General features: G+C 64.5%; 18 protein-coding genes and 1 riboswitch. Of the genes, 7 read left to right on the forward strand and 11 right to left on the reverse strand.

What is annotated here, in order from left to right; all coding sequences use genetic code 11:
- Positions 1 to 2 precede the first annotated feature (2 nt).
- The 4 genes from MKZ40_RS07165 to MKZ40_RS07180 all read right to left on the reverse strand — a co-directional run bounded on the left by MKZ40_RS07165 (position 3) and on the right by MKZ40_RS07180 (position 3,765).
- On the reverse strand, positions 3 to 554 hold the full coding sequence (locus MKZ40_RS07165) for a phosphatase PAP2 family protein (RefSeq protein ID WP_043335024.1): 552 nt from the start codon (positions 552 to 554) through the stop codon (positions 3 to 5).
- Positions 526 to 1,683: a glycosyltransferase family 1 protein gene (locus MKZ40_RS07170; RefSeq protein WP_175089835.1), complete on the reverse strand. Its 1,158-nt coding sequence runs from the start codon at positions 1,681 to 1,683 to the stop codon at positions 526 to 528. Before MKZ40_RS07170 ends, MKZ40_RS07165 begins: the two co-directional genes overlap by 29 nt.
- Before the next feature lie 236 nt (positions 1,684 to 1,919).
- Entirely contained in the window at positions 1,920 to 2,873 is a 954-nt protein-coding gene (locus tag MKZ40_RS07175) for a LysM peptidoglycan-binding domain-containing protein (RefSeq protein WP_153635426.1), read from the reverse strand.
- Positions 2,863 to 3,765 carry an acyltransferase gene (locus tag MKZ40_RS07180; RefSeq protein WP_043335030.1) on the reverse strand — a complete coding sequence of 301 codons (903 nt, stop codon included), beginning with the start codon at positions 3,763 to 3,765 and terminating at the stop codon, positions 2,863 to 2,865. Before MKZ40_RS07180 ends, MKZ40_RS07175 begins: the two co-directional genes overlap by 11 nt.
- Before the next feature lie 271 nt (positions 3,766 to 4,036).
- On the opposite strand from MKZ40_RS07180, the gene nhaD reads away from it, so the two are divergent.
- On the forward strand, positions 4,037 to 5,326 hold the full coding sequence (nhaD, locus tag MKZ40_RS07185; RefSeq protein ID WP_175089836.1) for a sodium:proton antiporter NhaD: 1,290 nt from the start codon (positions 4,037 to 4,039) through the stop codon (positions 5,324 to 5,326).
- A 461-nt stretch (positions 5,327 to 5,787) separates the two neighbouring features.
- Here the strand turns inward: nhaD and MKZ40_RS07190 are convergent, their stop codons facing one another.
- Positions 5,788 to 6,570 carry a DUF1338 family protein gene (locus MKZ40_RS07190; protein WP_153635428.1) on the reverse strand — a complete coding sequence of 261 codons (783 nt, stop codon included), beginning with the start codon at positions 6,568 to 6,570 and terminating at the stop codon, positions 5,788 to 5,790.
- A gap of 149 nt (positions 6,571 to 6,719) precedes the next feature.
- On the opposite strand from MKZ40_RS07190, the gene MKZ40_RS07195 reads away from it, so the two are divergent.
- Entirely contained in the window at positions 6,720 to 7,586 is an 867-nt protein-coding gene (locus tag MKZ40_RS07195; protein ID WP_225348118.1) for a DMT family transporter, read from the forward strand.
- 147 nt (positions 7,587 to 7,733) lie between these two features.
- Here MKZ40_RS07195 and MKZ40_RS07200 read toward each other — a convergent pair whose 3' ends face one another.
- The 3 genes from MKZ40_RS07200 to MKZ40_RS07210 form a co-directional block, all read right to left on the reverse strand.
- Positions 7,734 to 9,491, reverse strand: coding sequence for a monovalent cation:proton antiporter-2 (CPA2) family protein (locus MKZ40_RS07200; protein ID WP_175089837.1), 1,758 nt, complete (start codon positions 9,489 to 9,491; stop codon positions 7,734 to 7,736).
- Between the two features lie 207 nt (positions 9,492 to 9,698).
- Entirely contained in the window at positions 9,699 to 9,965 is a 267-nt protein-coding gene (locus tag MKZ40_RS07205) for a GrxA family glutaredoxin (protein WP_043335038.1), read from the reverse strand.
- A gap of 177 nt (positions 9,966 to 10,142) precedes the next feature.
- Positions 10,143 to 11,195 (reverse strand): YeiH family protein, encoded by a 1,053-nt coding sequence (locus tag MKZ40_RS07210; RefSeq protein WP_253062109.1) that lies wholly within the window; start codon positions 11,193 to 11,195, stop codon positions 10,143 to 10,145.
- Positions 11,196 to 11,409: 214 nt separating this feature from the next.
- Between MKZ40_RS07210 and MKZ40_RS07215 the strand changes: the two genes are divergently transcribed.
- The 3 genes from MKZ40_RS07215 to MKZ40_RS07225 all read left to right on the forward strand — a co-directional run bounded on the left by MKZ40_RS07215 (position 11,410) and on the right by MKZ40_RS07225 (position 14,561).
- Complete coding sequence (locus MKZ40_RS07215) at positions 11,410 to 12,318, forward strand: LysR substrate-binding domain-containing protein (RefSeq protein WP_175089838.1); 909 nt, start codon at positions 11,410 to 11,412, stop codon at positions 12,316 to 12,318.
- A gap of 153 nt (positions 12,319 to 12,471) precedes the next feature.
- Positions 12,472 to 13,296, forward strand: a complete 825-nt coding sequence (locus MKZ40_RS07220) for an alpha/beta fold hydrolase (protein ID WP_306424376.1) — start codon at positions 12,472 to 12,474, stop codon at positions 13,294 to 13,296.
- Positions 13,293 to 14,561 carry an MFS transporter gene (locus tag MKZ40_RS07225; RefSeq protein ID WP_175089840.1) on the forward strand — a complete coding sequence of 423 codons (1,269 nt, stop codon included), beginning with the start codon at positions 13,293 to 13,295 and terminating at the stop codon, positions 14,559 to 14,561. The genes MKZ40_RS07220 and MKZ40_RS07225 overlap by 4 nt, the downstream gene beginning before the upstream one ends.
- Before the next feature lie 113 nt (positions 14,562 to 14,674).
- Here MKZ40_RS07225 and MKZ40_RS07230 read toward each other — a convergent pair whose 3' ends face one another.
- The 3 genes from MKZ40_RS07230 to MKZ40_RS07240 all read right to left on the reverse strand — a co-directional run bounded on the left by MKZ40_RS07230 (position 14,675) and on the right by MKZ40_RS07240 (position 17,622).
- On the reverse strand, positions 14,675 to 15,967 hold the full coding sequence (locus tag MKZ40_RS07230; RefSeq protein WP_254627099.1) for an ABC transporter substrate-binding protein: 1,293 nt from the start codon (positions 15,965 to 15,967) through the stop codon (positions 14,675 to 14,677).
- Positions 15,968 to 16,105: 138 nt separating this feature from the next.
- Positions 16,106 to 16,873, reverse strand: coding sequence for an ABC transporter permease (locus tag MKZ40_RS07235; RefSeq protein ID WP_175089841.1), 768 nt, complete (start codon positions 16,871 to 16,873; stop codon positions 16,106 to 16,108).
- Positions 16,870 to 17,622: an ABC transporter ATP-binding protein gene (locus tag MKZ40_RS07240; protein ID WP_253062105.1), complete on the reverse strand. Its 753-nt coding sequence runs from the start codon at positions 17,620 to 17,622 to the stop codon at positions 16,870 to 16,872. Before MKZ40_RS07240 ends, MKZ40_RS07235 begins: the two co-directional genes overlap by 4 nt.
- 58 nt (positions 17,623 to 17,680) lie before the next feature.
- Positions 17,681 to 17,794: riboswitch (TPP riboswitch) on the reverse strand.
- Between the two features lie 187 nt (positions 17,795 to 17,981).
- Between MKZ40_RS07240 and MKZ40_RS07245 the strand changes: the two genes are divergently transcribed.
- Both MKZ40_RS07245 and MKZ40_RS07250 read left to right on the forward strand, forming a co-directional pair.
- Positions 17,982 to 18,947: a hypothetical protein gene (locus MKZ40_RS07245; protein ID WP_175089842.1), complete on the forward strand. Its 966-nt coding sequence runs from the start codon at positions 17,982 to 17,984 to the stop codon at positions 18,945 to 18,947.
- Positions 18,948 to 19,084: 137 nt separating this feature from the next.
- On the forward strand, positions 19,085 to 20,794 hold the full coding sequence (locus tag MKZ40_RS07250; protein ID WP_175089843.1) for a potassium/proton antiporter: 1,710 nt from the start codon (positions 19,085 to 19,087) through the stop codon (positions 20,792 to 20,794).
- The last annotated feature ends 131 nt before the right edge of the window (positions 20,795 to 20,925 follow it).

A 20,925-nucleotide genomic window follows, 5' to 3' on the forward strand; every position in this document is an offset into this window, starting at 1 on the left:
CATCAGGTCGTCAGCAGCGCCTCGAAGGTCAGGATGGCCACCTCGGCAAGGCCCAGCCCCAGCAGCGCGCCGGCCAGCACATCACTGACGTAATGCAGACCGAGGATCACTCGGGAAAGCGCGATCAGCAGCGCCAGCGGCGTGACGAGGATGGCAAGCTCCGGCAGCTGCTGAGCGGTCAGGCTGGCGAAGAGGGCAGCATGCAGGGTGTGACCGCTGGGGAAGCTGTAGCGGTCCAGCGGCGGCATGGTGCAGTTGATGGTATTGAAGGTGATGAACGGGCGCTCCCGACATAGCCGTGTCTTGAGCGCGCGGTAGAGCAGCGCCCCGGCGCCTGCCGCCAGGCCGAATTCCAGAAACAGCCAGCCGCCCATGGCATGGTGCAGCGGCAGGCTCAGCGTCAGCAGCGCCCATACCGGCCAGTCGCCCAGCCGCGAGACGATACGAAACAGGGTGAGTATCGGCCGGAACAGCGCCAGGCGCGCGACCTGGCGGCACAGGCGCCACTCCAGAAGGTCCAGTCGCTCAAAGACGGGAAGGCTGCGATCGTGCATCGGGCTTCTCCTCGGCGTGACGCAGGCAGGTCAGAAAGCCCTCGGCGATGCGGCTCCAGCCCAATGGTTCGACGCGCACGCGGGCGGCACGTCCCAGTCTGGCGATGCGGGCCGGCCGCTGGCAGGCCTCCACCGCCTGTTCGATGAAGCGCTCCGGCTGGCTGCAGGGCGCCAGCAGGCCCTGGTGATCATCGCGGATCACCTCGGCGGCCGCCGCGTAATCGAAGGCGATCACGGCCAGTCCGCTGGCCATGGCTTCCAGTACCACATTGCCGAAGGTCTCCGACAGTGACGGGAAGACGAACAGGTCGGCACTGGCGTAATGGGCGGCCAGCGCCTCACCGGTCTGGAGGCCGGCGAAGATCGCCTCGGGCAGACGCTGTTCCAGGCGCTCGCGCAGCGGGCCGTCTCCCACCAGCACCAGGGCGAGGTCCGGTTGCACGGCCAGCATGGCCTCATAGGTGCGGATCAGCAGCTCGATGTTCTTCTCGGCGGCCAGGCGCCCGACGTGCAGCGCGACGGGTTGCTGTGAGCTGACGCCCCATGACTTGCGCAATGCTTCGCTGCGATGACTGGGCGAGAAGCGCTCGCAATCCAGGCCGCGTCCCACCACCTGCACATGCTCGAAACCTTGCTGCATCAGGCTGTCTGCCTGGGTGCGGGTCGGTACCAGCGTCATGTTGGCGGCATTGTGGAAGCGGCGCAGGCCGCGCCGTACCAGCGGGCGTAGCGCCTTGAGCCGGTAGTGGGTGCTGTATTGATCGAAATTGGTATGAAAGCCCGCGACCACCGGCAGGCCCAGACGGCGGGCGACCATCAGTGCGCTGATGCCCAGCGGGCCTTCGGTGGCGATATAGACGACACAGGGGCGATGCTCGCGCCACATGCGCATCAGGCGCTGCGGTGCCGGCACGCCGACCTGCACGGTGTCATATCCGGGCAGGCGGAAGCCGCGTACCTGAAGCTCCTGCTGGACCCGCGGTTCCAGGCTGCCATCTCGGGTGGCGGGACGAATGAGTTGGAGCTCACAGCCGCGTGCGATGAGTTGATCGCACAGATGACTCAAGGTATGAGCCACGCCATTGATCTCCGGATGCCAGGTTTCACTGACGAAGGCAATGCGCTCCATGACGTCTCCCTAGATGACTATTGTGGTCATTATCGAGAGAGGGAGTGACGGCGGCATAACAAGCAGGTGACGAAGCGATGACACACCCTCAACCCCTCACAACTCAGAGGTATGAGGGTTGTCTCATGAATCGTCAAGCAAGGACGACAGTCACCGGCGTGGCACCGGCGCTGTCGTCATCTGGCGGGGATTGGAGGTGGCGCCATGTCGGGCTGGCGCCGTGAAGCAACGCTGGTTCAGCGCTTCTCGAGAATCTCGCGCGGGTCGATCGGCTTGCCGCCGTGGCGCACGTCGAACAGCAATTCATGCTGACCGTTGTTGCCGCGTGCGACGCGACAAAGCGGCGTGCCCGGAGTGACCTGTTGCCCCACCTTGACCAGAATCTCGCCGCACTGGGCCAGCACGCTCTGCAGGTTGCCGGAGTGGTGCAGGATGACCACGTTGCCCAGTTGGCGCATGGAGTCGGCGAAGCGCACTTCGCCCCGCGCCGGTGCACTGGCGATGCCGCTGGCGGCGGTACGAATCTGCATGGGCGCCAGCTGGCCATTGCCGTTGGTGCCGAATTCACGCGTCACGCTGCCGGCGGCAGGCCAGCGCCATGACTGGCCCGGCTTCTGCAGCGGGCCGGGGTCCGGGCGGGCGACCAGGCTGCCGCCGCTGGCGCGTGCGGCCGGGGCGCTGCGGCTCGGGCCACCGTTGAGCGGCACCGAGATCAGCATGCCGACATCGAGATCATTGGGGTCCTTGCCGGGGTTGGCGGCCTGAATGCGCTGCGGGCTGGCACCGAAATAGCGACCGACCTTGGAGTAGGTATCGCCGGGGCGCAGCTGATAGCGATATGGGCCGCCGGAAGGCGCTCGCTCACGCGCGGTGGGCACCAGGATGCGCTGACCGACCTTGAGGTCACGAATCTTGACGCCCGGATTGAAGCGCGTGAGGCGCAGCAGGGGAATGTCGGCATCGCGCGCGATCTGCCCCAGGGTATCGCCCTTCTGGATGGTGACCCACTGGCCGGCCGGCGAGCCGGAGTAGCTGCCGGTCGCGCAGCCGCTCAGCCACAGGCCGAGACAGATCAGCGCCAACCAACGCAGCGCGAGGCCGGCCCGCTGCAGAAGTGGACGGTTCACGTCAGGTTCGGCCTGCGCTCGTGCCGAGAAGTCCGCGGCATTCAGGCCGTATTCAGTGTTCATCAATGTCATTCCCTGCACGTGACAGTCGGGCATCCTTGTCCTTCCAGACCTGATTGAGCCATTGCTGGAAGCGCTCGCGATAGGCGGCGTCCGCATGATAGTTGCCGTCCAGCATCCAGGGCTCCAACGGCCGCTGAGTGATGACGAGCGTGATGTCGCCCCCGTGACCGCACAGGAACTGCCAGAAACTGGCATCGGCATGCCGGTAATCGAGGGTGGCATCCAGAATACCGGAAAGTCGATCGCCAAGCGTGTTGATCACCTGGGCACTGCCGCCGGCACGCGGCTTGAGCAGGTGCTGGAAAGGGCTCTGCTGCTGGTTGTGCTTGGCGGGCGTGAAGCGAGTGCCTTCCACGAAGTTGAAGATCGCCATCGGCGCCTGACGCGAGCGCTCGCACATGCGTCGCGTCGCTTCGCGATCACGCTCGGCGAGCCGCGGATTGCTGGCCAGTTTCTGCTGGCTGTAACGGCGCATGAACGGGAATTCCAGCGCCCACCAGGCAAGGCCGATCACCGGCACCCAGATGAGCTCCTGCTTGAGGAAGAACTTGGGCATCGGCGTACGACGGTGCAGGGCGTACTGGAGAACGAAGATGTCAGTCCAGCTGCGGTGATTGGCGATCACCAGCCACCAGCGACGTCGGGCAGACCCATCGCGCAGCGATGGCGGCACGTGGATGTCCCAGCGCGGGCGCAGCACATGGCGAATCCACAGGTTGTTGGTGCCGATCCAGCCCATGGCGAGGCGGTTGAGCCCCTCCAGCATGTGCAACTGCAGGCGGCGCGATGGCGTGATCAGCTTGAGTGCGGCCAGCAGGTACAGCGGCAGCGCCCAGCACAGGGTATTGATGATCAGAAAGACAAGGCTGATGACACCTCTGATACTCGACATGCATGACTCCTTCATCAGGTGGCGCCATCGTAATTCACCCAGGAGTGGATGCCCACCCCGCTTGCGTGGGGGATGGCAACCCTGCGTTGCACGAAGCGAACGCCCCTCAGGTCGAATGGCGGGGCGCACGCAGCTGTGATGAGATGCATCGCCGGTCGTGTGACGGGTCGGTGCAAGGGAAAGGTCGTGGCAGGGTTCACGCTGAAGTCACGCCGGGCACCGTCAATCATCGCCGCCGCTGCGCGGCGATATCTCAGGGAGTGCGAGTGGCATGTGGTTGCAGGGACTGTTGATCGGGCTGGCGCTGGCCGCCTTCGTGTTGATTGCCATCGAGGATGTGATCCATCTCAACAAGGCCAAGACGACCTTGTTGCTGGGCACCTTCAGCTGGCTGCTGCTGTTCATCTTCGGCCCCGCGGCCCTGGCGGTGGATGATGTCCCCGAGGCCTTGAACGAGAACCTGCTCGAGATCGCCACCTTGTGGCTGTTTCTGATGGCGGCGATGACCTTCGTGGCCTTTCTCAATGCCAAGGGGCTGATCGCCAATCTGATCTACCGCCTGCTGCCGAAACGCATCGGGGAGCGCGGCCTGCTGTATCTGACGGGGCTCTTTGCCTTCGCCTTTTCATCGCTGGCTGACAACATCACCGCGACGCTGGTATCGCTGACCCTGGTGCTGTCGCTGGGCCTGGCGCCGAAGAAGACGCTGCGCTTTGCGGTGCTGGCGGTATTCGCCGTCAACTCCGGCGGCGTGGCGCTGATCACCGGGGACGTGACCACGCTGATGATCTTCCTGGCGGGCAAGGTACGCATCAGCGAGCTGATGCTGCTGGCGCTGCCGTCCTTCCTCAGCGTGATGCTGCTGGCGACGCTACTGCTGCCCGGGCTGGGAGGCGAGGTGAACCTGGTGCGCAAGCCGCGCGAGACCCGACGTCTTGATCGTCTGGTCGCCTGGCTGTTTCTGGCCACCATCCTGTCGACCCTCGGCCTCAACGTGCTGTTTGGCGTGCCGCCGTTGCTGACCTTCCTGTTCGGGATGTCGTTGATGTTCTTGCTCGGGCATGTCGCCGAACGACGCAGCGACAGCGAAGAGCGCCGCATACTTGATTACATTCGTATTATCGAATTCGATACATTGCTATTCTTCCTCGGCATCCTGCTGATGGTCGGGGCGCTCAAGGAAGCTCGTCTGCTGGAAGGCCTGGCACAGCTCTATGCCCTGATGCCGGCGATGCAGGCCAATTATCTGGTCGGGCTGCTTTCGGCGCTGGTGGATAACGTGCCGCTGACCGCCGCAGTGCTCAAGGCGGATGTCAGCATGAACGATGCGGAGTGGCTGGCGCTGACCTATGCCGCAGGCGTGGGTGGCTCGCTGCTGGTGATTGGCTCCGCCGCCGGGGTGATCGCGCTTTCCAAGGTGCGCGAGGTGAGCTTCATGAGTTATCTGCGCTTCTTCCCGGCGTTGTTGCTGGCCTACAGCGTGGGCTATCTGGGGGCATACTGGCTGGGCGGGCAGATCACGAATACGCCAGTGACATTGGCGCTGTCGTCTCTGAGCTGATGTGGGTGGTTGATGGGGGTGTTTACTACGGCCACAGCCGCTGCCGCAGTCGCTGCCACAGTGGCCTTCTGATGCACTGCCAGATGCGTGGTCGGAAGGGGAATTGGCGCTGTTTTAGGCCGGCTGATCATTTTTTGATCAATCTGTCTGCGCTCGCCTGATCTCGATGGCGATACCTAGATGTACAGAGATTCTTCACAGCTTTTTCCACAGCTTCTGTTGATAACCTGTCTGCGACGTTAGGTTTAGAGGCTCAGACACAAGGCGCAGGCATGGTGGGGGAAAGCGGCGAGTCGTGCAGTGATGACATCATGGGGTGATGCCATGAAGAGTGATGGCAAGAGAGGGTGTGAAGGGTATGGCATGACAGGTCATGTCACCCTCTGAACACAAGAGCCCCCTACGCATGCGCAGGGGGCTGAATGCGACTCATCTCATTGCGCAGTGCTGCCAAGAAGCCGTTACGCGCTGAGCTGGCACAGCGTATGTTCCGGCAGCAGTTGTTCTGCGGGACGCTGCTTTCCTTCTTGCTGATTCGTCACCGGTGCCGTCGCCAGCAGGGCGATGCCACCCAGCACCACCATATGCTCGTCACCATCCGCGAACACCATGCGCTGGGCGTGGGCCGGGTAGTAGTGATACTGCAGCTTGGGATTGATGGGCAGTACCGCATGATGGCGCCCGGTCTGCGGAGCCATGCCGTAGGCCAGCATGCCCTCGCAGACCGCTTCCAGCGTTTCGCCAAGCTCTTCGGCATTGAAGCCGACATGGTGCAGGCGCGGCCCCATCACGGAGAGCCAGGCAGCCAGCGGATTGGCCTCGAGCAGGCGCTCGAAGGTTGGCCAGTCCGGCATGTCCCACGGACGGCAGGGCGCGAGCAGGTTCTGTCCCTTGCAGTCATCACGATGACTCTGACTGATCAGGCGCTTGAGCAGGTCGCGGTGCATCGGCGGCAGGCTGTTGGCCTGCAGTTCCGCCAGCATGACGGCAGCGCCACCATCCGGGGGAAGCAGCAGATCGACCAGCAGGCCGCGGTCGGCCATGGCGTACTGTTTCACGCGGCGATAGCCCTGGTGATACAGGCTGGGTAACAGTTTCTCGCTTCTGAAAGGCCCCTGATTCAGCGTCAGGAACATCAGATATTCAGGGTTGATGCTGTCTGGCCAGATATCCAGCGCCCCGATGTCGGGATGGCGATGGACGAAGTCCAGCCATAGCTGCTGTTGGAATTCCTTGCGTTGCATGATGCCTCCTTGGACGGCCCCTATGACCTCAGTGCTGGAGCGATTATAGGTAGTCGTGCAAAGGGGTATTCAACGCCATTATCCGTTTTTTCGCGTTTCTTGATCGGAGAGTAAAAATGCCAGTGCTGGTGGCGTATTGCGTGGTTCTCATGGTGTGGTCGACGACACCGCTGGCCATCTCGTGGAGCGCCTCGGGCTGGCTGCCTGCCTGGTCGGCGATGGGCAGAATGTTAATTGCCGCATGTCTTGGTTACCCATTGTTACGCATGATGGGGCTGAAAATGGACCTTTCGCGGGGGGCACTGCGCAGCTACTCGGCAGCCGCTCTGGGTATCTGGGGTGGCATGTACTTCGCCTACCTGTCTGCGGCATGGTTACCAAGCGGTATCATGTCGTTACTGTTTGGACTGGCACCTTTGCTATCAGGGCTTTATGCACGCTGGTGGTTGAAAAGTGCTCCACTTGACAAGTTGCAGTGGATGGGGTTTGCGTTGGCATTGAGTGGACTGGCCGTCGCGGTCTCGGATTCCCTGGCGTTGCCGCCGGGCAGCTGGAAGGGAGTGCTGACCATGCTGCTGGCCGTCAATTGCTTCGCGGCCTCGGGGGTACTGGTGCAGCGCGAGCGGGCAGGGCTGCATCCGCTGGTGCAGACGGAGGGTGCGCTGCTGGTCTCTCTGCCGCTCTATCTGGTGTGTGCGCTGATCGTCGATGGCGTGCCGCAGGCCCTGCCGGAGGGGCGTCCGATGGCGGCCATCCTCTATCTTGGCATCTTCGGCTCGCTGATCGGCTACCTGTGCTACTACTTCGTGCTGTCACGCCTGTCGGCCAGCACGGTGGCGCTGGCGACCTTGATCACCCCCATCTTCGCCATGAGCCTGGGCGCGGTGCTCAATGATGAGCTGATCTCCAGCCGCGTGCTCGCTGGGGCCTTGCTGATCGTGATCGGGCTGTGCGCCTATCTGTTCGGCCCGCAGTGGCGGGCGCGCCTGACGTCCCGCCGTCTGTCGCAGGGCTGAGCAGGCCTCGGGCCGCTCGCCTGCCCCTCGGGAGGCGGGCCAGTACGCAAGGCCTTGCCGAGTGCCCCAACGACAAGGGCCGCCCCTGCCGGGGCGGCCCTTGTGTCTTTTCAGGCGCCACGTAGCGCTCTGGCGAGTCGTGCGACGTCAGTCCTGATTGTTCTGGAACAGACGCTTGAGTTCGACCATGGCGGCCTGCTCGCTGTTGACGAGTGCTTTCTGGTCGTGACGGTGCTCGTAGTTCTGCTTGAGCATGTTGTCATCCATTTCCCGGAACGCGCGCGCCACTTCCGCCGCGCGAGCACTGGGGTAGCCCATCGCCACCAGCAGTTCTCCGCCCATCTCCAGGCTGCTGGCATAGGTGTCACGAATCACGTGCTCCACGCCCAGCTCCATCAGCTCCCAGGCGTGGTGGCGGTTACGGGCACGCACGAACAGCTTCAGGTGCGGGAATTGATGACGCACCATGCGCACGATGCCGGTCGAGGTCTCGGCATCATCGACCGCCACCAGCATGATCCTGGCCTGCTCGGCACCCGCCGCCCGCAGCAACTCGGCGCGGCTGGCATCGGCGTAGAAGATACGCGACCCGAACTGACGCACGAACTCGACCTGGGTGATATTGGGGTCAAGCGCGGTGAAGTTGATGCCCTGGCTCTTGAGCATGCGCGCGCTGATCTGGCCGAAGCGGCCAAAGCCGGCGATGACCACCTGCGGCGTCTCCTCACCGAAGTCCTCATCATAGGGACGCTTGGCTTCGCTGGTGGCGCCGAGGTGGCGGGCATAGCGATAGAGGAAGGGCGTGGCAGCCATCGACAGGGTCACCGCACTGATCACCAGGCTGGTGAGGGTCTGATCGAAGATGCCGGCAGCCATGCCGGCGGTCAGCAGTACGAAGTCGAACTCACCACCCTGTGACAGGACCGCGGCCAGCGGCAGGGCCTCGGCCATCTTGAGGCGTGCGACGCGTCCGACCAGCGTGATGACGATGACCTTGCCGAACATCAGCGCCAGCGTCAGCGCCAGCACGGTCAGCGGGCGCTCCATCACCAGCGACACGTCGACCGACATGCCCACGGCCATGAAGAACAGCCCCAGCAGCAGCCCCTTGAAGGGCTCGATGTTGGCTTCCAGCTCATGGCGGTAGACGGTATCGGCCAGCAACACCCCGGCCAGGAAGGCGCCCAGGGCCATGGACAGGCCCACCCACTCCATCAGCAGCGCCGTGCTGATCACCACGAACAAGGCCGCGGCGGTGAAGATCTCGTGGATCTCGCTGCGCGCGACCATCTTGAGCAGGCGCGGCACGACAAAGCGGCCGACGATGATGACCGCCGCGATCATGCCGATGCCCTTGGCGATGCCGATCCAGTTGGCGCCGGTGGAGGCATCGAAGTTGTCAGCGAACAGCGGCATCAGGGCCAGCAGCGGAATCACCGCCAGGTCCTGGAACAGCAGGATGGCGAAGGTCGACTGGCCGTGCGGCGTCGCCAGCTGCTGATTCTCGCTCAATACCTGCAGCGCGAAGGCGGTCGAGGACAGCGCCAGAATCAGGCCCAGCAACACGGCTGCGGGCAATTCCAGCCCCAGCCACAGGCCGACGGGGGTGAGCAAGGCACCGCACAACAGCATCTGGGCGCTGCCCAGGCCCGCAAGCTTGAGGCGCATGTCCCACAGGCGCTTGGGCTCCAGTTCCAGACCGATCATGAACAGCAGCATGACGACCCCGAATTCGGCGAAGTGCAACACTTCGCCAGGCTCCGAGATGAAGCCGATCAACGACGGACCCAGCAGCACCCCGATGGCCAGATAGCCCAGGATGGAACCGAGGCCCAGACGCTGGAAGAGTGGCACGGCAACCACCGCGCATCCCAGCAGCACGGCGCCTTCCATCAACATGTTCATGTGCGTGTCCTTGTGCATACACGGGCGGAGGAGGCAGCGATTGTCGCTGGCCCCTCCTTTTGTCGCAAGCGTCAAGACGCGCTGGATGCGACCTTGTGCGCAGCGTGTTGCTGTGAGCGGGGCATGAGTGGAGGGGATGTGACGCAGGCACAAAAAAGCCCCCGCCAATGGCGAGGGCTTCAGCAGTGAAACGACTGATGGCGGCGATCAGGCCTGCGGCATAAGAGCTTCGTCCTGCACGTACTGGTTGAACTCGGTGAAGCCACCGATGTGGGTCTGATCGACGAAGATCTGCGGCACGGTCTCGACCGGCTTGCCGATGGTCTTTTCCATGTCGGCCTTGCTGATGCCTTCTGCATGGATGTCGATGTAGCGGAAGTCGAAATCATCGCGCTTGGCGGTGAGCTCTTCCGCGAGGTCCTTGGCGCGGACACAGAAAGGGCAACCCGGACGACCGAAAATGACTGCAAGCATGAGATTCTCCTAAGGTTCGTGATTCTCGTTCAGCCCGTACTGGAGGGGCCGAGAAAATGGCGCCGGCACTGCCGGTGAGTAATCGATGACCGCCATTGTGCTTGAGCCTGCCCGGGTTTGCCAATTGAGCCGTACTACCAAAGTCATTGTGGCAATCAATCACTGCCGTGCCGGGGACTAGCCCATCAACAGCAGATTGGCGCCAAAGCCACCGACGATCAACAGCGTGAACAGGATCAGCGCGAGCAGGAAAGGCTTCATGCCCAGTGAGCGCAGACGATCGATGCGAGTCTCGACGCCCAGGCCCGCCATGGCCATGGTCAGTGCCACGCTGCCGAGGGTAGAGAGGCTTGAGTGCACTGCCGCCGGAATCTCGCCGGTGCTGTTGATGCCGGCCATGGCGATGAAGCCCAGCGCGAACCACGGAATCGTCATGCCGCCGCCGGTCTCGCGGTCATCACCTTCGGTACGGGCACGCATGGCCCACAGCTTCGGCAACAGCAGCAGGAAGGGGACCAGCATCATCACGCGCATCAACTTGACGATCAGCGCATTGGCCAGGGCGTCCGGGCCGACCGCTTCACCGGCGGCCACGACCTGAGCGACCTCGTGGATGGTGGAGCCGATATAGATGCCGAACAGGCCTTCATGCATGCCGCTCAGTGGGTAGAGCAGCGGGTAGACCAGCATCGCCAGCGAACCGAACAGCACCACCGTGGCGACGGCCATGGCGGTGGCCGCCGGGCGAGCCTTGATCATCGATTCGGTCGCCAGTACCGCCGCGGCGCCACAGATGGCGGAACCGGCGCTGGTCAGCAGTGCGGTGTCGCGGTCCAGCCCCAGCCAGCGCGTACCGATGAAGTAGCCGCTGCTCAGCACTGCGGTGATCACCAGCACATCGAGGAAGACGACGCTCCAGCCCAGGCCGAGAATCTGCTGCAGGGTGATGGAGAGGCCGAACAGGATGATGCCGAGACGCAGCAGCTTCTTGGTCGCGATATGCAACCCCGGGGAAAGCGCCGCGGCGTGCCGGCTGGTGATCGGCAGGTTGCCGACCACGATACCGCACAGCAGGGCGAAGACCAGCGGGCTGATGCCGGTGGAGGCCAGCGCCGGAATGGAATGCAGTGCCAGCCCCACCAGGGTCAGGCCGCCACACAGGGCGAGGCCCGGCAACATGCGGCGCAAGCGCTCGGCAGTGGCGGGGGGAGTCAGGGTCTGTGCGTCCATGAGCATTCTCCTTGAGGAAAGTGGCCTATCCCGTGCGGAACATGGCCTGTCTTGTTATGGGGCGTGCGCTGGCGTGGGGGGCACGGCTGTCATCGCCAAGGGCGCTTGAGCTTGCGTTGCTTGCTTAGTGCCTCCGGTTTGATGATTAGTCTATTCGGGAATATTATTCGGCAGTTAGTCGATTATTCTTTTATTACATACCGGAAAAACCGATATGCAGATCCACATCACGCTGCGTCAGTTGCAAGTGTTCGTGGCGGTGACCCGCCACGGCTCCGTCAGCGCCGCGGCGCGCGAGATCGGCCTGTCGCAATCGGCGGCGAGTCAGGGGTTATCCGAACTGGAGCGTCATCTCGAGGTGCAGTTGTTCGAGCGCCTCGGTCGCCGCCTGGCCCTGAACGCCAATGGTCGCCGCCTGTTGGCGCGCGCCGAGCAACTGCTGGAGCAGACCCACGCGCTGGAACTTGAGGCCCGTGAGCCCGGCGTGGTGGATGGCAACCTGCGTGGCGAACTGGAAATCGCCGCCAGCGCCACCATCGGCACCTGGTTGCTGCCGGGGCTGGCAGGGGCCTTCATGCGCGAACATCCGGGCACCGAGCTCAATCTGCGCCTGCGCAATACCCACCAGGTGGTGGAGGCGGTGCTCAACTATGACGCCGAGCTCGGCTTGATCGAGGGCGACTGCCACGCGCCGCGCCTGATGAGCCAGACCTGGCGCGAGGATGAGCTGGTGGTGGTGGCGCCGCCGAGCCATCCGTTGGCCATGCGCGGTACGGCGCTCAGCGATGAGGATCTCGCCACGGCCGACTGGATTCTGCGCGAGGGTGGCTCGGGCACGCGGGCGGTCTTCGAGCGTGCGCTGCATGGGCGGATCGAACGTCTCAAGGTGCGAATGGAGTTGGGCCAGCACGAGGCCATCAAGCAGGCCGTGTTCGCCGGATTGGGGCTGGGGTGTCTGTCGCGGCTGTCGGTGGCGGCCGAGATCGCGCGTGGCGAGCTGGTGGTGCTGGCCACGCCCCAGCTCAACCTGAAGCGGCGCTTCTCGATGCTGTGGCACCCGGAACGTTACCGCAGCCCGCTGTGGCAGGCGGTCAAGGTCTATCTGGAAGCCAGTCCGCGCTGAGCCGTCGAGGACGGAGCCGCCGCGCGCTTGATAGTTTGCTAACATAGGCGCTCCCCGCGAGCCGGCTGCCGCCGAGCCACGCCGCTGAGCCTGAGCTACAGCGCCTGAGCCACGGGGAGCGTAACGGTCTGTCTAGCGTCCATGGAGATGATGATGAGCACAACGGTCGAGCTTTATTACCACGAGAGCGATGCTCGTGATGGCGCCGAGGAACAGACAACGAGCCAGCAGGACGCGACGCCGCTGGTCATTCTTCACGGCCTGTTCGGCAGTGCCGACAACTGGCGTTCGCATATCAAGTCGTGGTCGCGGACGCGCCGTGTGATCGCGGTGGATCTGCGTAACCACGGCCGCAGCCCGCACGTGGCCGGCATGAGCTACCCCGAGCAGGCCGCGGATGTCATCGCGCTGCTCGACCGCCTTGCCATCAAGCGCTGTGACCTGCTGGGCCACTCGATGGGCGGCAAGGTCGCCATGCAGGTCGCGCTCGAGGCGCCCGAGCGTCTGCGCAGCCTGCTGGTCGCCGATATCGCGCCGGTCGCCTATGGCCACGGGCATGACGATATCTTTGCTGCCTTCGAGGCGGTGCGTGACGCGCGCCCGGCCTCACGCAAGGAGGCCGACACGGTGATGGCGCAGCATGTCGATACCCCGGCCATCCGCCAGTTCCTCGCCACCAATCTGGTGCGTCTCGACGATGGCGCCATGGGCTGGCGCGTCGGGCTGGACCATATCGCCGCGGGTTACCCGCAGATCGTCGAGGCGCCGCACGGACAGGGGCCGGTCGAGCTGCCGGCGCTGCTGCTGTGGGGGTCGCGCTCCAACTACGTGCAGGCCGAGGGCCTGGCGACGATGCGCGAACACTTCCCTGCGCTGGAAGATGACTCCCTGGAGGCCGGCCATTGGCTGCATGCCGAGCGTGCCAGCGAGTTCCAGCAGGCGGTGGTGGCGTTTCTTGATCGCGTCGCACGCGCTTGAGTACGCCGAGCAGTCACTCCGAAAATCGTCAGCCGGCCGCGAGTGATCGGGTCATCCCGCCGGTGACCACCCACGAGCGCCTGGTGGTGGCGCTGGTCACCCTGCTGCAGTTCGCCGTCATCATGGGCTTCACCATGGTGATGGCGCTGGGCCCCGACTTTGCTACCTCGCTGGGCATTCCGCTGGATCACCTCGGCTATATCGTCGGCAGTTATCCGCTGGCCGCCGCGGTGGGTACCCTGCTGTGGACACGGCACGCCGATCGCTTCGATCGCCGCTGGGCAGTGCTGGGTTTCCTGTTCGGTGCGGCGCTCTGTCATCTGATCGCCAGCTTCGCCACCGACTTCGAGACCCTGCTGGCGGCGCGCATGCTGGGTGGGTTGTTCGGTGGGCCAGCGGCGGCGACGGCGCTGGCCATCGTGATCGACGTGGTGCCGGGAGTCCGCCGGGGGCGTGCCATGGGGCTGGTGATGGGTGCCTTCTCGGTGGCCTCGGTGCTGGGGCTGCCGTTTGCGCTGTGGTTGTCGCAGGGCTTCGGCTGGCAGGCGCCATTTCGCGCAGTGGCGCTGTTGGCGTTGCTGGTGTGCGGGCTGCTGGCCTGGATACTGCCGCCGATCCGCGGTCATCTCGATAACCCCGAGACCCGCCTGCGCAGCCGCAAGGGCACCACGATCCTGAACATCCTGGCCCAGCCCGACCATCGCCTGGGGCTGGCGCTGATCGCCACGGCGATGTTCAGCAACTTCCTGGTGATTCCCAACCTGGCAAGCTATCTGCTGTTCAATCTGGGCCTGCCGCGGGAGGATCTCGGCGGGCTCTACATGATCGGCGGCGGGCTGTCGCTGGTCGGCATGCAGCTGACGGGGCGGCTGTGTGATCGCTATGGCTGTGTCTGGCCGGGCATCATCACCTGCCTGATGACGGCGCTGGTCGGCTGGGCCTTCCTGCTGCATTCGCCGGGGCCGTCGCTGATCTGGATCGGCTTTGGCGCCTACATGCTGTTCTCGTCGGCGCGGCGTGTGACCCAGAATACGCTCAACAGCTTCATTCCCGCCGATCACGAGCGGGCAGCCTTCACCAGCACCCAGAGTGCCGTGCAGCATCTGAGTTCTGCCGCCGGCAGCTATGTGGGCGCCGGACTGCTGGTCAGCACCCCGAGTGGCGCGCTGGAAGGCATGCCGCTGCTGGTCGCGGTGCTGATGATCGCGCTGGTGATCCAGCCGCTGCAGATCCTGTGGCTGTCGCGTCGCCTGGCCCGCCGCTAGCGCTTGTGGAATCGGTACAAGACGGCGAGAGTGAGCCGGACCTAAACCCAAAACGCCCTGTCGGAGATTCCGGCAGGGCGTTTTGCATGGGGCGCGCTCAAGCGCTCAACGTCTCAGGGCGCGTTGACGTCGACGGCCAGGTGGCTCAGCGACTGGCGCTTCTTGATCATGCCGCGCTCGAACAGGAAGTCCTCGAAGTCACGGTAGCGGCCGGCATCCAGCGCGGCAGGACGCAGCGCGAAGCGCGGCAGGGTGGCGTACCAGGCTTCCTTGTTGAGCTCGGTATCCAGTGCCGGATCGGAGTCACGGAACATCTCCCAGCCTTGGTCCGGGTGGTTGATGATCCAGGCGGTGGCTTCGCCGACGGCGGCGAGGAAGCCGGCGTACTGCGCCTGTTTGCGCTCGTAGCTGTCGCTGTTGGCGACGAAGATCAGCTCGTCATAGGTCGGCACGCCTTCTTCCTCGATGTAGAAGGCGCGGCCCTTGACGCCTTCCTGAGCCATCTGGGCCAGCTCGAAGTTGCGGAAGGCGCCGGTGACGGCATCGACCTTGCGCGTCAGCAGTGACGGCGTCAGCGAGAAGTTGACGTTGGTCAGCGTGATGTCATCCAGCGTCAGGCCGCTGTGCTGCAGCATGGTGGAGAGCAGCACTTCCTCGACACCGCCGACCGAGTAGCCGACCCGCTTGCCCTTGAGGTCGGCGATCGACTGGATGTCGCTGTCGGCGCGCACCACCACCACATTCAGCGGCGTGGCGACCAGGGTGCCGATACGCACCAGCGGCAGGCCCTGATCGATCTGCAGGTGCAGTTGCGGCTGATAGCTGATGGCGATATCGACACGCTCGGCGGCAGCCAGCTTGGGCGGCACGCTCGGGTCGGCGGGGGCGATCAATTCGACATCAAGGCCGTGCTTCTTGAACAGCCCCAGCTCCTGTGCCAGCACCAGCGGGGCGTGACCGGGGTTGGTGTACCAGTCGAGCATGACCTTGAACTGCGTCAGCGGCTGCTCGGCGGTGGCAGCGTCCTTGACAACGTCCTTCGAGTCAGCATCAGTGCTCTGTTCGTCGCCGGCTGGCGTGGCTTCCGCGGTCGGTTCAGCACCGTTCTTCGCCTGCTCGGCGGCGCCGGCAGTCGCTTCCACGGCTTCCTGACTCGCCACCGGCGCGGAGGCGGTTGAGTCGCCGTTCACTCCGACCTCGGCTTGCTGAGCGACGATTTCCGGCGCTGACTGGGTGCTGGTCGCGGCGGGTTCTGCCTCGGCGGCGTGGGCCGACATGGCAGTGGCTGGCAGGCTGCTCAGGCACAGCGTGGTCAGCAGGGTGGCGAAGGCGGTGGACAGCAGCGAGGCACGCGGTGAACGTGTCGGCTGTGCTTTGCGCCGTGGCGCCGATGACGAATGAGACATGGCGGAGTTCCTTGTGATCACAGGGTAGTGGTGCTGCCGTTCGTGGGCGGCAGTCGTCAGGCTCTTGCAGTTTGTGTCGAGCGTCGTTGCGTCTTTCGGTAATGCGGTCATGCAGTATTTTTCCGAAGGCAAGGCGTGTCAGCTCAGACGTGTCAGCCGGTCGCGGTGCCAGGGCATCAGGGTGCGCAGCAGCGCATCCAGCGAGAAATAGAGCAGCAGGGAGAAGGCGACCAGCACCAGCAGGGCGGCGAACATCAGGTCGATCTCCATGCGCGCGTTGGCGTTGAGCATCAGATAGCCCAGCCCCTGGCTGGCACCGGCCCATTCCCCGATGACGGCGCCGATGGGGGCGGCGGTCGCGGCCATGCGAATGCCGGAGGCCAGCGCCGGCAGTGCGGCGGGCAGCTGGATGTGGATCAATCTGCGCCATGGGCTGGCGCCCAGGGTGTGGGCCAGATCCAGCCAGCCCTGCTGGGTCTGGCGCAGGCCGTCGTAGCCAGTGGAGGCGACCGGGAAATAGATGATCAGTGTCGCCATCACTACCTTGGACAGCATGTCATAGCCGAGCCACAGCACCAGCAGTGGGGCGATCGCGAACAGCGGTATCACCTGGCTGATCAGCAGCATCGGCAACAGCGTACGGCGCAGGCGGGGGATGAAGGCCAGCGCCAGCGCGGTGGAAAGCCCGAGCAGGATGCCCAGCACCAGCCCGGCCAGTATCTCGCTGATGGTGACGCCAGCGTGATGGGCCAGCAGCGGTGCCTTCTGGATCAGCACCTCGAGCACGGCCTGGGGCGTGGGCAGAATGTAGGGCGGTACGGCGGTAACGGCAATGATCAGCTGCCAAAGCCCCAGCAGGAGCAGCGTACTGATGACGAGGTGACGCATGGCGTGCAGACGTTTCATGCGGCCTCCTCGCTATCACGCAGGCGGGCGATCAGTTGCGCCTGCGCCGGCGGCAGGGCCGGGTCATCCAGCGGCACCGGCCGCACGGCGCCAAGCCCCGGCAGATGCTCAAGCTCGGCGCCGTGGCCCGGGGCGCTCGACGGGCGCAGCACCAGCAGTTGATCGGCAAGGCGCAATGCCTCAAGCGGGTCGTGGGTCACCATCAGGACGGTGCGGCCCTTGAGCAGGCGGCTGGCCAGATCGTGCAGCTCCAGACGGGTGATGGCATCCACCGCCGAGAACGGCTCATCCATCATCACGATCGGCGCCTGCTGATAGAGCGTGCGGGCGAGAGCGACGCGTTGGCGCTGGCCGCCGGAGAGGGCGTCCGGCCAGGCCTGCTCACGACCCTCAAGCCCGACCGCGGCCAGAAGCTCATGGGCGAGTTCGCGATTGCGCGGCCGCCGGCGCAGGTCATCGCCCAGCCACAGGTTGTCGATGACGCGCCGCCACGGCAGCAGCAGGTCCTGCTGCGCCATCCAGGCCACGCGGTCGGTCAGCGGCTGACCGTCATCGGTGGCGAGGTCGAGCTGGTGGAGATCTGACATTTCCAGGCCAGCCAGCAGGCGCAGCAGCGAGCTCTTGCCGCAGCCGGAGCGCCCCAGCAGTGCCGTCCAGCTACCAGCCTCCAGACGCGCGGAAATATCGCGGAACAGCGTGTGGCCGGCGTAATCGATTCGTGCGTTGTTGAGGGTGAGTCCCAGCGACACAGGCAATTCCGTGGTCAGGCGGCGTGCCGGCAGGAGGAAGCAGGTGACGCGCCGTGCAGGGCACGCGTCGGGGATTCCCTCCGCCGGTATCAACCGGATCAGGTTCCAGGGGTTGTCGCGCGACGTATCGCTGCGACTCTCAGCCCATTCTCGGGCACCCCCATCCAGGCCGACAGTGTAACGTCACTGTCTTGCCGGTGTCTTGTCCGACGCAAGTCGGGGCAGGGGAGACGGCGACTTTCTTGAGTGGCTTTCCTGATTGGCTTTCCTGAGTGGGGCGAAACGGACTATGCCGATGTGGCACGCCTTGGGTATGCTGAACATGACTGTAACAAGACGTGTTGCCCAAGGAGATCATCATGCCCGACACACCGGATCTCTCGACCTGTTCCAGCTATCCCGTCCCCCCGCGACGGCCGAGCGCAGTTGACGCCACGGGGGAGCCGCACCCCGTGCCCAGGGGCTGGCCCGAGGAGTCACTGACTCGACGGCTCTCGACCTATCTGGGGCAACCGCTCGAACCGCTGGCACTCGCCTGGCCGGATAGCGCCAACTGGCTGTGGCGCCAGCGTGGCGGCACGCCGGGGCTGATCAAGCTGGCGCGAACCGGGCCAGACCACGACCCCTTCTGGCACGCCATGCGCGGGGTCTTCGGTGCCGATCGCTGGGCGACGCCGGAGGGTTTGACGCGACTGGCGGGCGCCTTGCCCGCGCGCCTGCCGATTCCGCCGCTGCCCCTGACCTTCCTGGGGCGTCTCGATGGCGCGCCCATCTGGCACCTGCCGTGGTCCAGCGGTCAGCCGAGCAATCTCAGCATCACCTTCTGTGAGCTGCTGGGCGACCAGCTCGGTCGCCTGCATCAGGATACGGTGTCGGGCTTCGGTCAGCCGCTGGCGCAGCCGATGCCGCTGTTGCACTGGAATGCCCGCGTCACGCGCTTTCTGGCCCATCACCCGCGTCGCGCGGAACTCGGCACGCTGCTCAAGCGCACCTTCCCGGCGCCGACTCGCGCGGTGTGGTGTCTGCCGGACATGCGCGCCGATCAGTATCTGTGCGCCGCCACCGGCTGGGTATGGAGCGATTGGGAAGCGCTGGTGTGGGCGCCGATCGAGTTCGACTGGGCGCTGGTGGAGTTGCTGCTGGAAACGCCGGAGCAGCGTCAGGCCTTCATGAAGGGCTATTCGCGCCATGGGCGCATGATCAATCTTGATGGCCAGCGTGAGCTGTGCCGTGCGCTGTTGTGGGCGATGGAGGCATTCGGCCCGCGGTCCTATGCTGAGCTTGCGGCAGCCCCTGCCTGGGTCTCGCCGCGCAGCCTGGCGTGAAATTCGCGTGCTGTACACTGCAAGTACATGAAAGGTGTGAAATTTCTCTGCAGCCCCTTCGCTGACATGGAATACTGTGGGTGAGTCGTCATGGACGTCACTCGAGATCTGATGTAGGGCTTGGCGGGGGAGCACTCGTGGTAGAGAACCTGAATTATTATTTCTTGCTGGCAGGCACGCTGATCGCCTTGAGCGTGTTGGCCAGCCGCGTCTCGGCGCGTCTTGGCATGCCGCTGCTACTGCTGTTCCTCGGTCTTGGCATGCTGGCGGGTGAAGATGGCGTCCTGGGCATCCAGTTCGACGACGCCTCATCCGCTTACATGATCGGCAATCTGGCGCTGGCGCTCATCCTGCTCGATGGCGGCCTGCGTACGCGGCTGTCCACGTTTCGTGCCGGCCTGAAACCGGCGCTGGTGCTGGCCACCGTCGGGGTCTTCATGACCAGTGGCCTGGTGGGCCTTCTGGCCATGTGGCTGTTTGATCTCACTCTGATCGAAGGCCTGCTGGTCGGGGCCATCGTCGGTTCCACCGATGCCGCGGCGGTCTTCTCGCTGCTGGGAGGCCAGGGCGTTCACCTCAATGAGCGTGTCGGTGCGACGCTGGAAATCGAGTCCGGCACCAACGACCCGATGGCGATCTTCCTGACCATCACGCTGGCCGAGATCCTGACCGGTCAGCTCTCCGGCGTCGCGTCGGGCATCATGAGCTTCCTGCTGCAGTTCGGTGTCGGCGCCGCCATGGGGATCGCCGGCGGCTGGTTGATCGCACGCCTGATGCGTTATCTGGACCTCGCCCCCGGTCTTTATTCGCTGCTGGCGCTGGCACTTGGCTTGAGCCTGTTCGCCACCACCAACGAGATGGGCGGCAGCGGTTTCCTCGCCATCTATCTGTGCGGCCTGATGATCGGGAATCACCCCGGTCGTCATCTGGAGCACATCCTGCCGGTGCATGATGGCATGGCACACCTCTCGCAGATCGTGCTGTTCCTGATGCTGGGCCTGCTGGTCTCGCCGTCGACCATGCTGCAGTTCGCGCTGCCGGCCGCCATCCTCAGCGTGGCGCTGATTCTGGTGGTGCGCCCGCTGGCGGTCATCCTGTGTCTCAAGCCGTTCTTCCGCTTCCGCTGGCGCGAGCTGTGGTTCATCAGCTGGGTGGGATTGCGAGGGGCAGTACCGATCGTGCTGGCGATCTTCCCGGTGATCACCGGGGTCGAGAATGCCGGTCTCTACTTCAATGTCGCCTTCTTCGTGGTCATCATCTCGCTGCTGGTACAGGGCTCGTCGCTGGCGCCGATGGCGCGCAAGTTGAGGGTGGTGGTGCCGCCGGGTGCACAGCCCAGTCGCCGCAACCTGCTCGGCATCATGCCGGTCAACGACTACGAGATGCTGGTCTATCGCGTCGACAACACGGCGCTGGAAGGCGTGGCGCTGCGCATGCTGCGCTTCCCGTCGGGGGCCAAGGTCGGGGCGCTGTTCCGCAACAAGGTGTTGATCCATCCCAAGGGCAGCACCTGTCTGCATCAGCAGGATGTGCTGTGCGTGGTAGGGCGCTCGTGTGATGTGCCAAGTCTCAATCGCATGTTCAATGGCGAGAGCCTGCAGCATGAGCAGCGCGCTTTCTTCGGGACCTTCACGCTGGAAGGCGATGCCAACATGCAGGATATCGCCGATGTCTACGGCTTGACGCTCTCCCAGGGCGAGCAGCACCTGACCATCGCCGAGTTCATCACTCGTCGAGTCGGCGGGGTGCCGGTGGTCGGCGACGATGTGGACTGGCATGGCATCCACTGGGTGGTGAACGAGGTGGAAGGCAATCGCATCACCAAGGTCGGGCTGCGACTGCACTGAGCCTGACTCCGTGTCTGAGCCTTAGCCTCTGTCTGAACTTCACGCACTACGACGCCCCCATTGCACTGCGTGTAATGGGGGCGTCGTGTTTGGACTCATCAATATCGTACTCTGTTGATGTCAGGCCAATT

The sequence above is a fragment of the Cobetia sp. BMC6 genome (genome assembly GCF_029991385.1).
Lineage (GTDB): Bacteria > Pseudomonadota > Gammaproteobacteria > Pseudomonadales > Halomonadaceae > Cobetia.

Coding starts and splice junctions, on each gene's coding strand:
- MKZ40_RS07235 (WP_175089841.1), bottom strand. CDS start 16,873: ATGAAACGTCTGCACGCCATGCGTCACCTCGTCATCAGTACGCTGCTC.
- MKZ40_RS07230 (WP_254627099.1), bottom strand. CDS start 15,967: ATGTCTCATTCGTCATCGGCGCCACGGCGCAAAGCACAGCCGACACGT.
- MKZ40_RS07195 (WP_225348118.1), top strand. CDS start 6,720: ATGGTGTGGTCGACGACACCGCTGGCCATCTCGTGGAGCGCCTCGGGC.
- MKZ40_RS07175 (WP_153635426.1), bottom strand. CDS start 2,873: ATGAACACTGAATACGGCCTGAATGCCGCGGACTTCTCGGCACGAGCG.
- MKZ40_RS07205 (WP_043335038.1), bottom strand. CDS start 9,965: ATGCTTGCAGTCATTTTCGGTCGTCCGGGTTGCCCTTTCTGTGTCCGC.
- MKZ40_RS07165 (WP_043335024.1), bottom strand. CDS start 554: ATGCACGATCGCAGCCTTCCCGTCTTTGAGCGACTGGACCTTCTGGAG.
- MKZ40_RS07210 (WP_253062109.1), bottom strand. CDS start 11,195: ATGGACGCACAGACCCTGACTCCCCCCGCCACTGCCGAGCGCTTGCGC.
- MKZ40_RS07190 (WP_153635428.1), bottom strand. CDS start 6,570: ATGCAACGCAAGGAATTCCAACAGCAGCTATGGCTGGACTTCGTCCAT.
- MKZ40_RS07200 (WP_175089837.1), bottom strand. CDS start 9,491: ATGAACATGTTGATGGAAGGCGCCGTGCTGCTGGGATGCGCGGTGGTT.
- nhaD (WP_175089836.1), top strand. CDS start 4,037: ATGTGGTTGCAGGGACTGTTGATCGGGCTGGCGCTGGCCGCCTTCGTG.
- MKZ40_RS07245 (WP_175089842.1), top strand. CDS start 17,982: ATGCCCGACACACCGGATCTCTCGACCTGTTCCAGCTATCCCGTCCCC.
- MKZ40_RS07215 (WP_175089838.1), top strand. CDS start 11,410: ATGCAGATCCACATCACGCTGCGTCAGTTGCAAGTGTTCGTGGCGGTG.
- MKZ40_RS07180 (WP_043335030.1), bottom strand. CDS start 3,765: ATGTCGAGTATCAGAGGTGTCATCAGCCTTGTCTTTCTGATCATCAAT.
- MKZ40_RS07170 (WP_175089835.1), bottom strand. CDS start 1,683: ATGGAGCGCATTGCCTTCGTCAGTGAAACCTGGCATCCGGAGATCAAT.
- MKZ40_RS07220 (WP_306424376.1), top strand. CDS start 12,472: ATGAGCACAACGGTCGAGCTTTATTACCACGAGAGCGATGCTCGTGAT.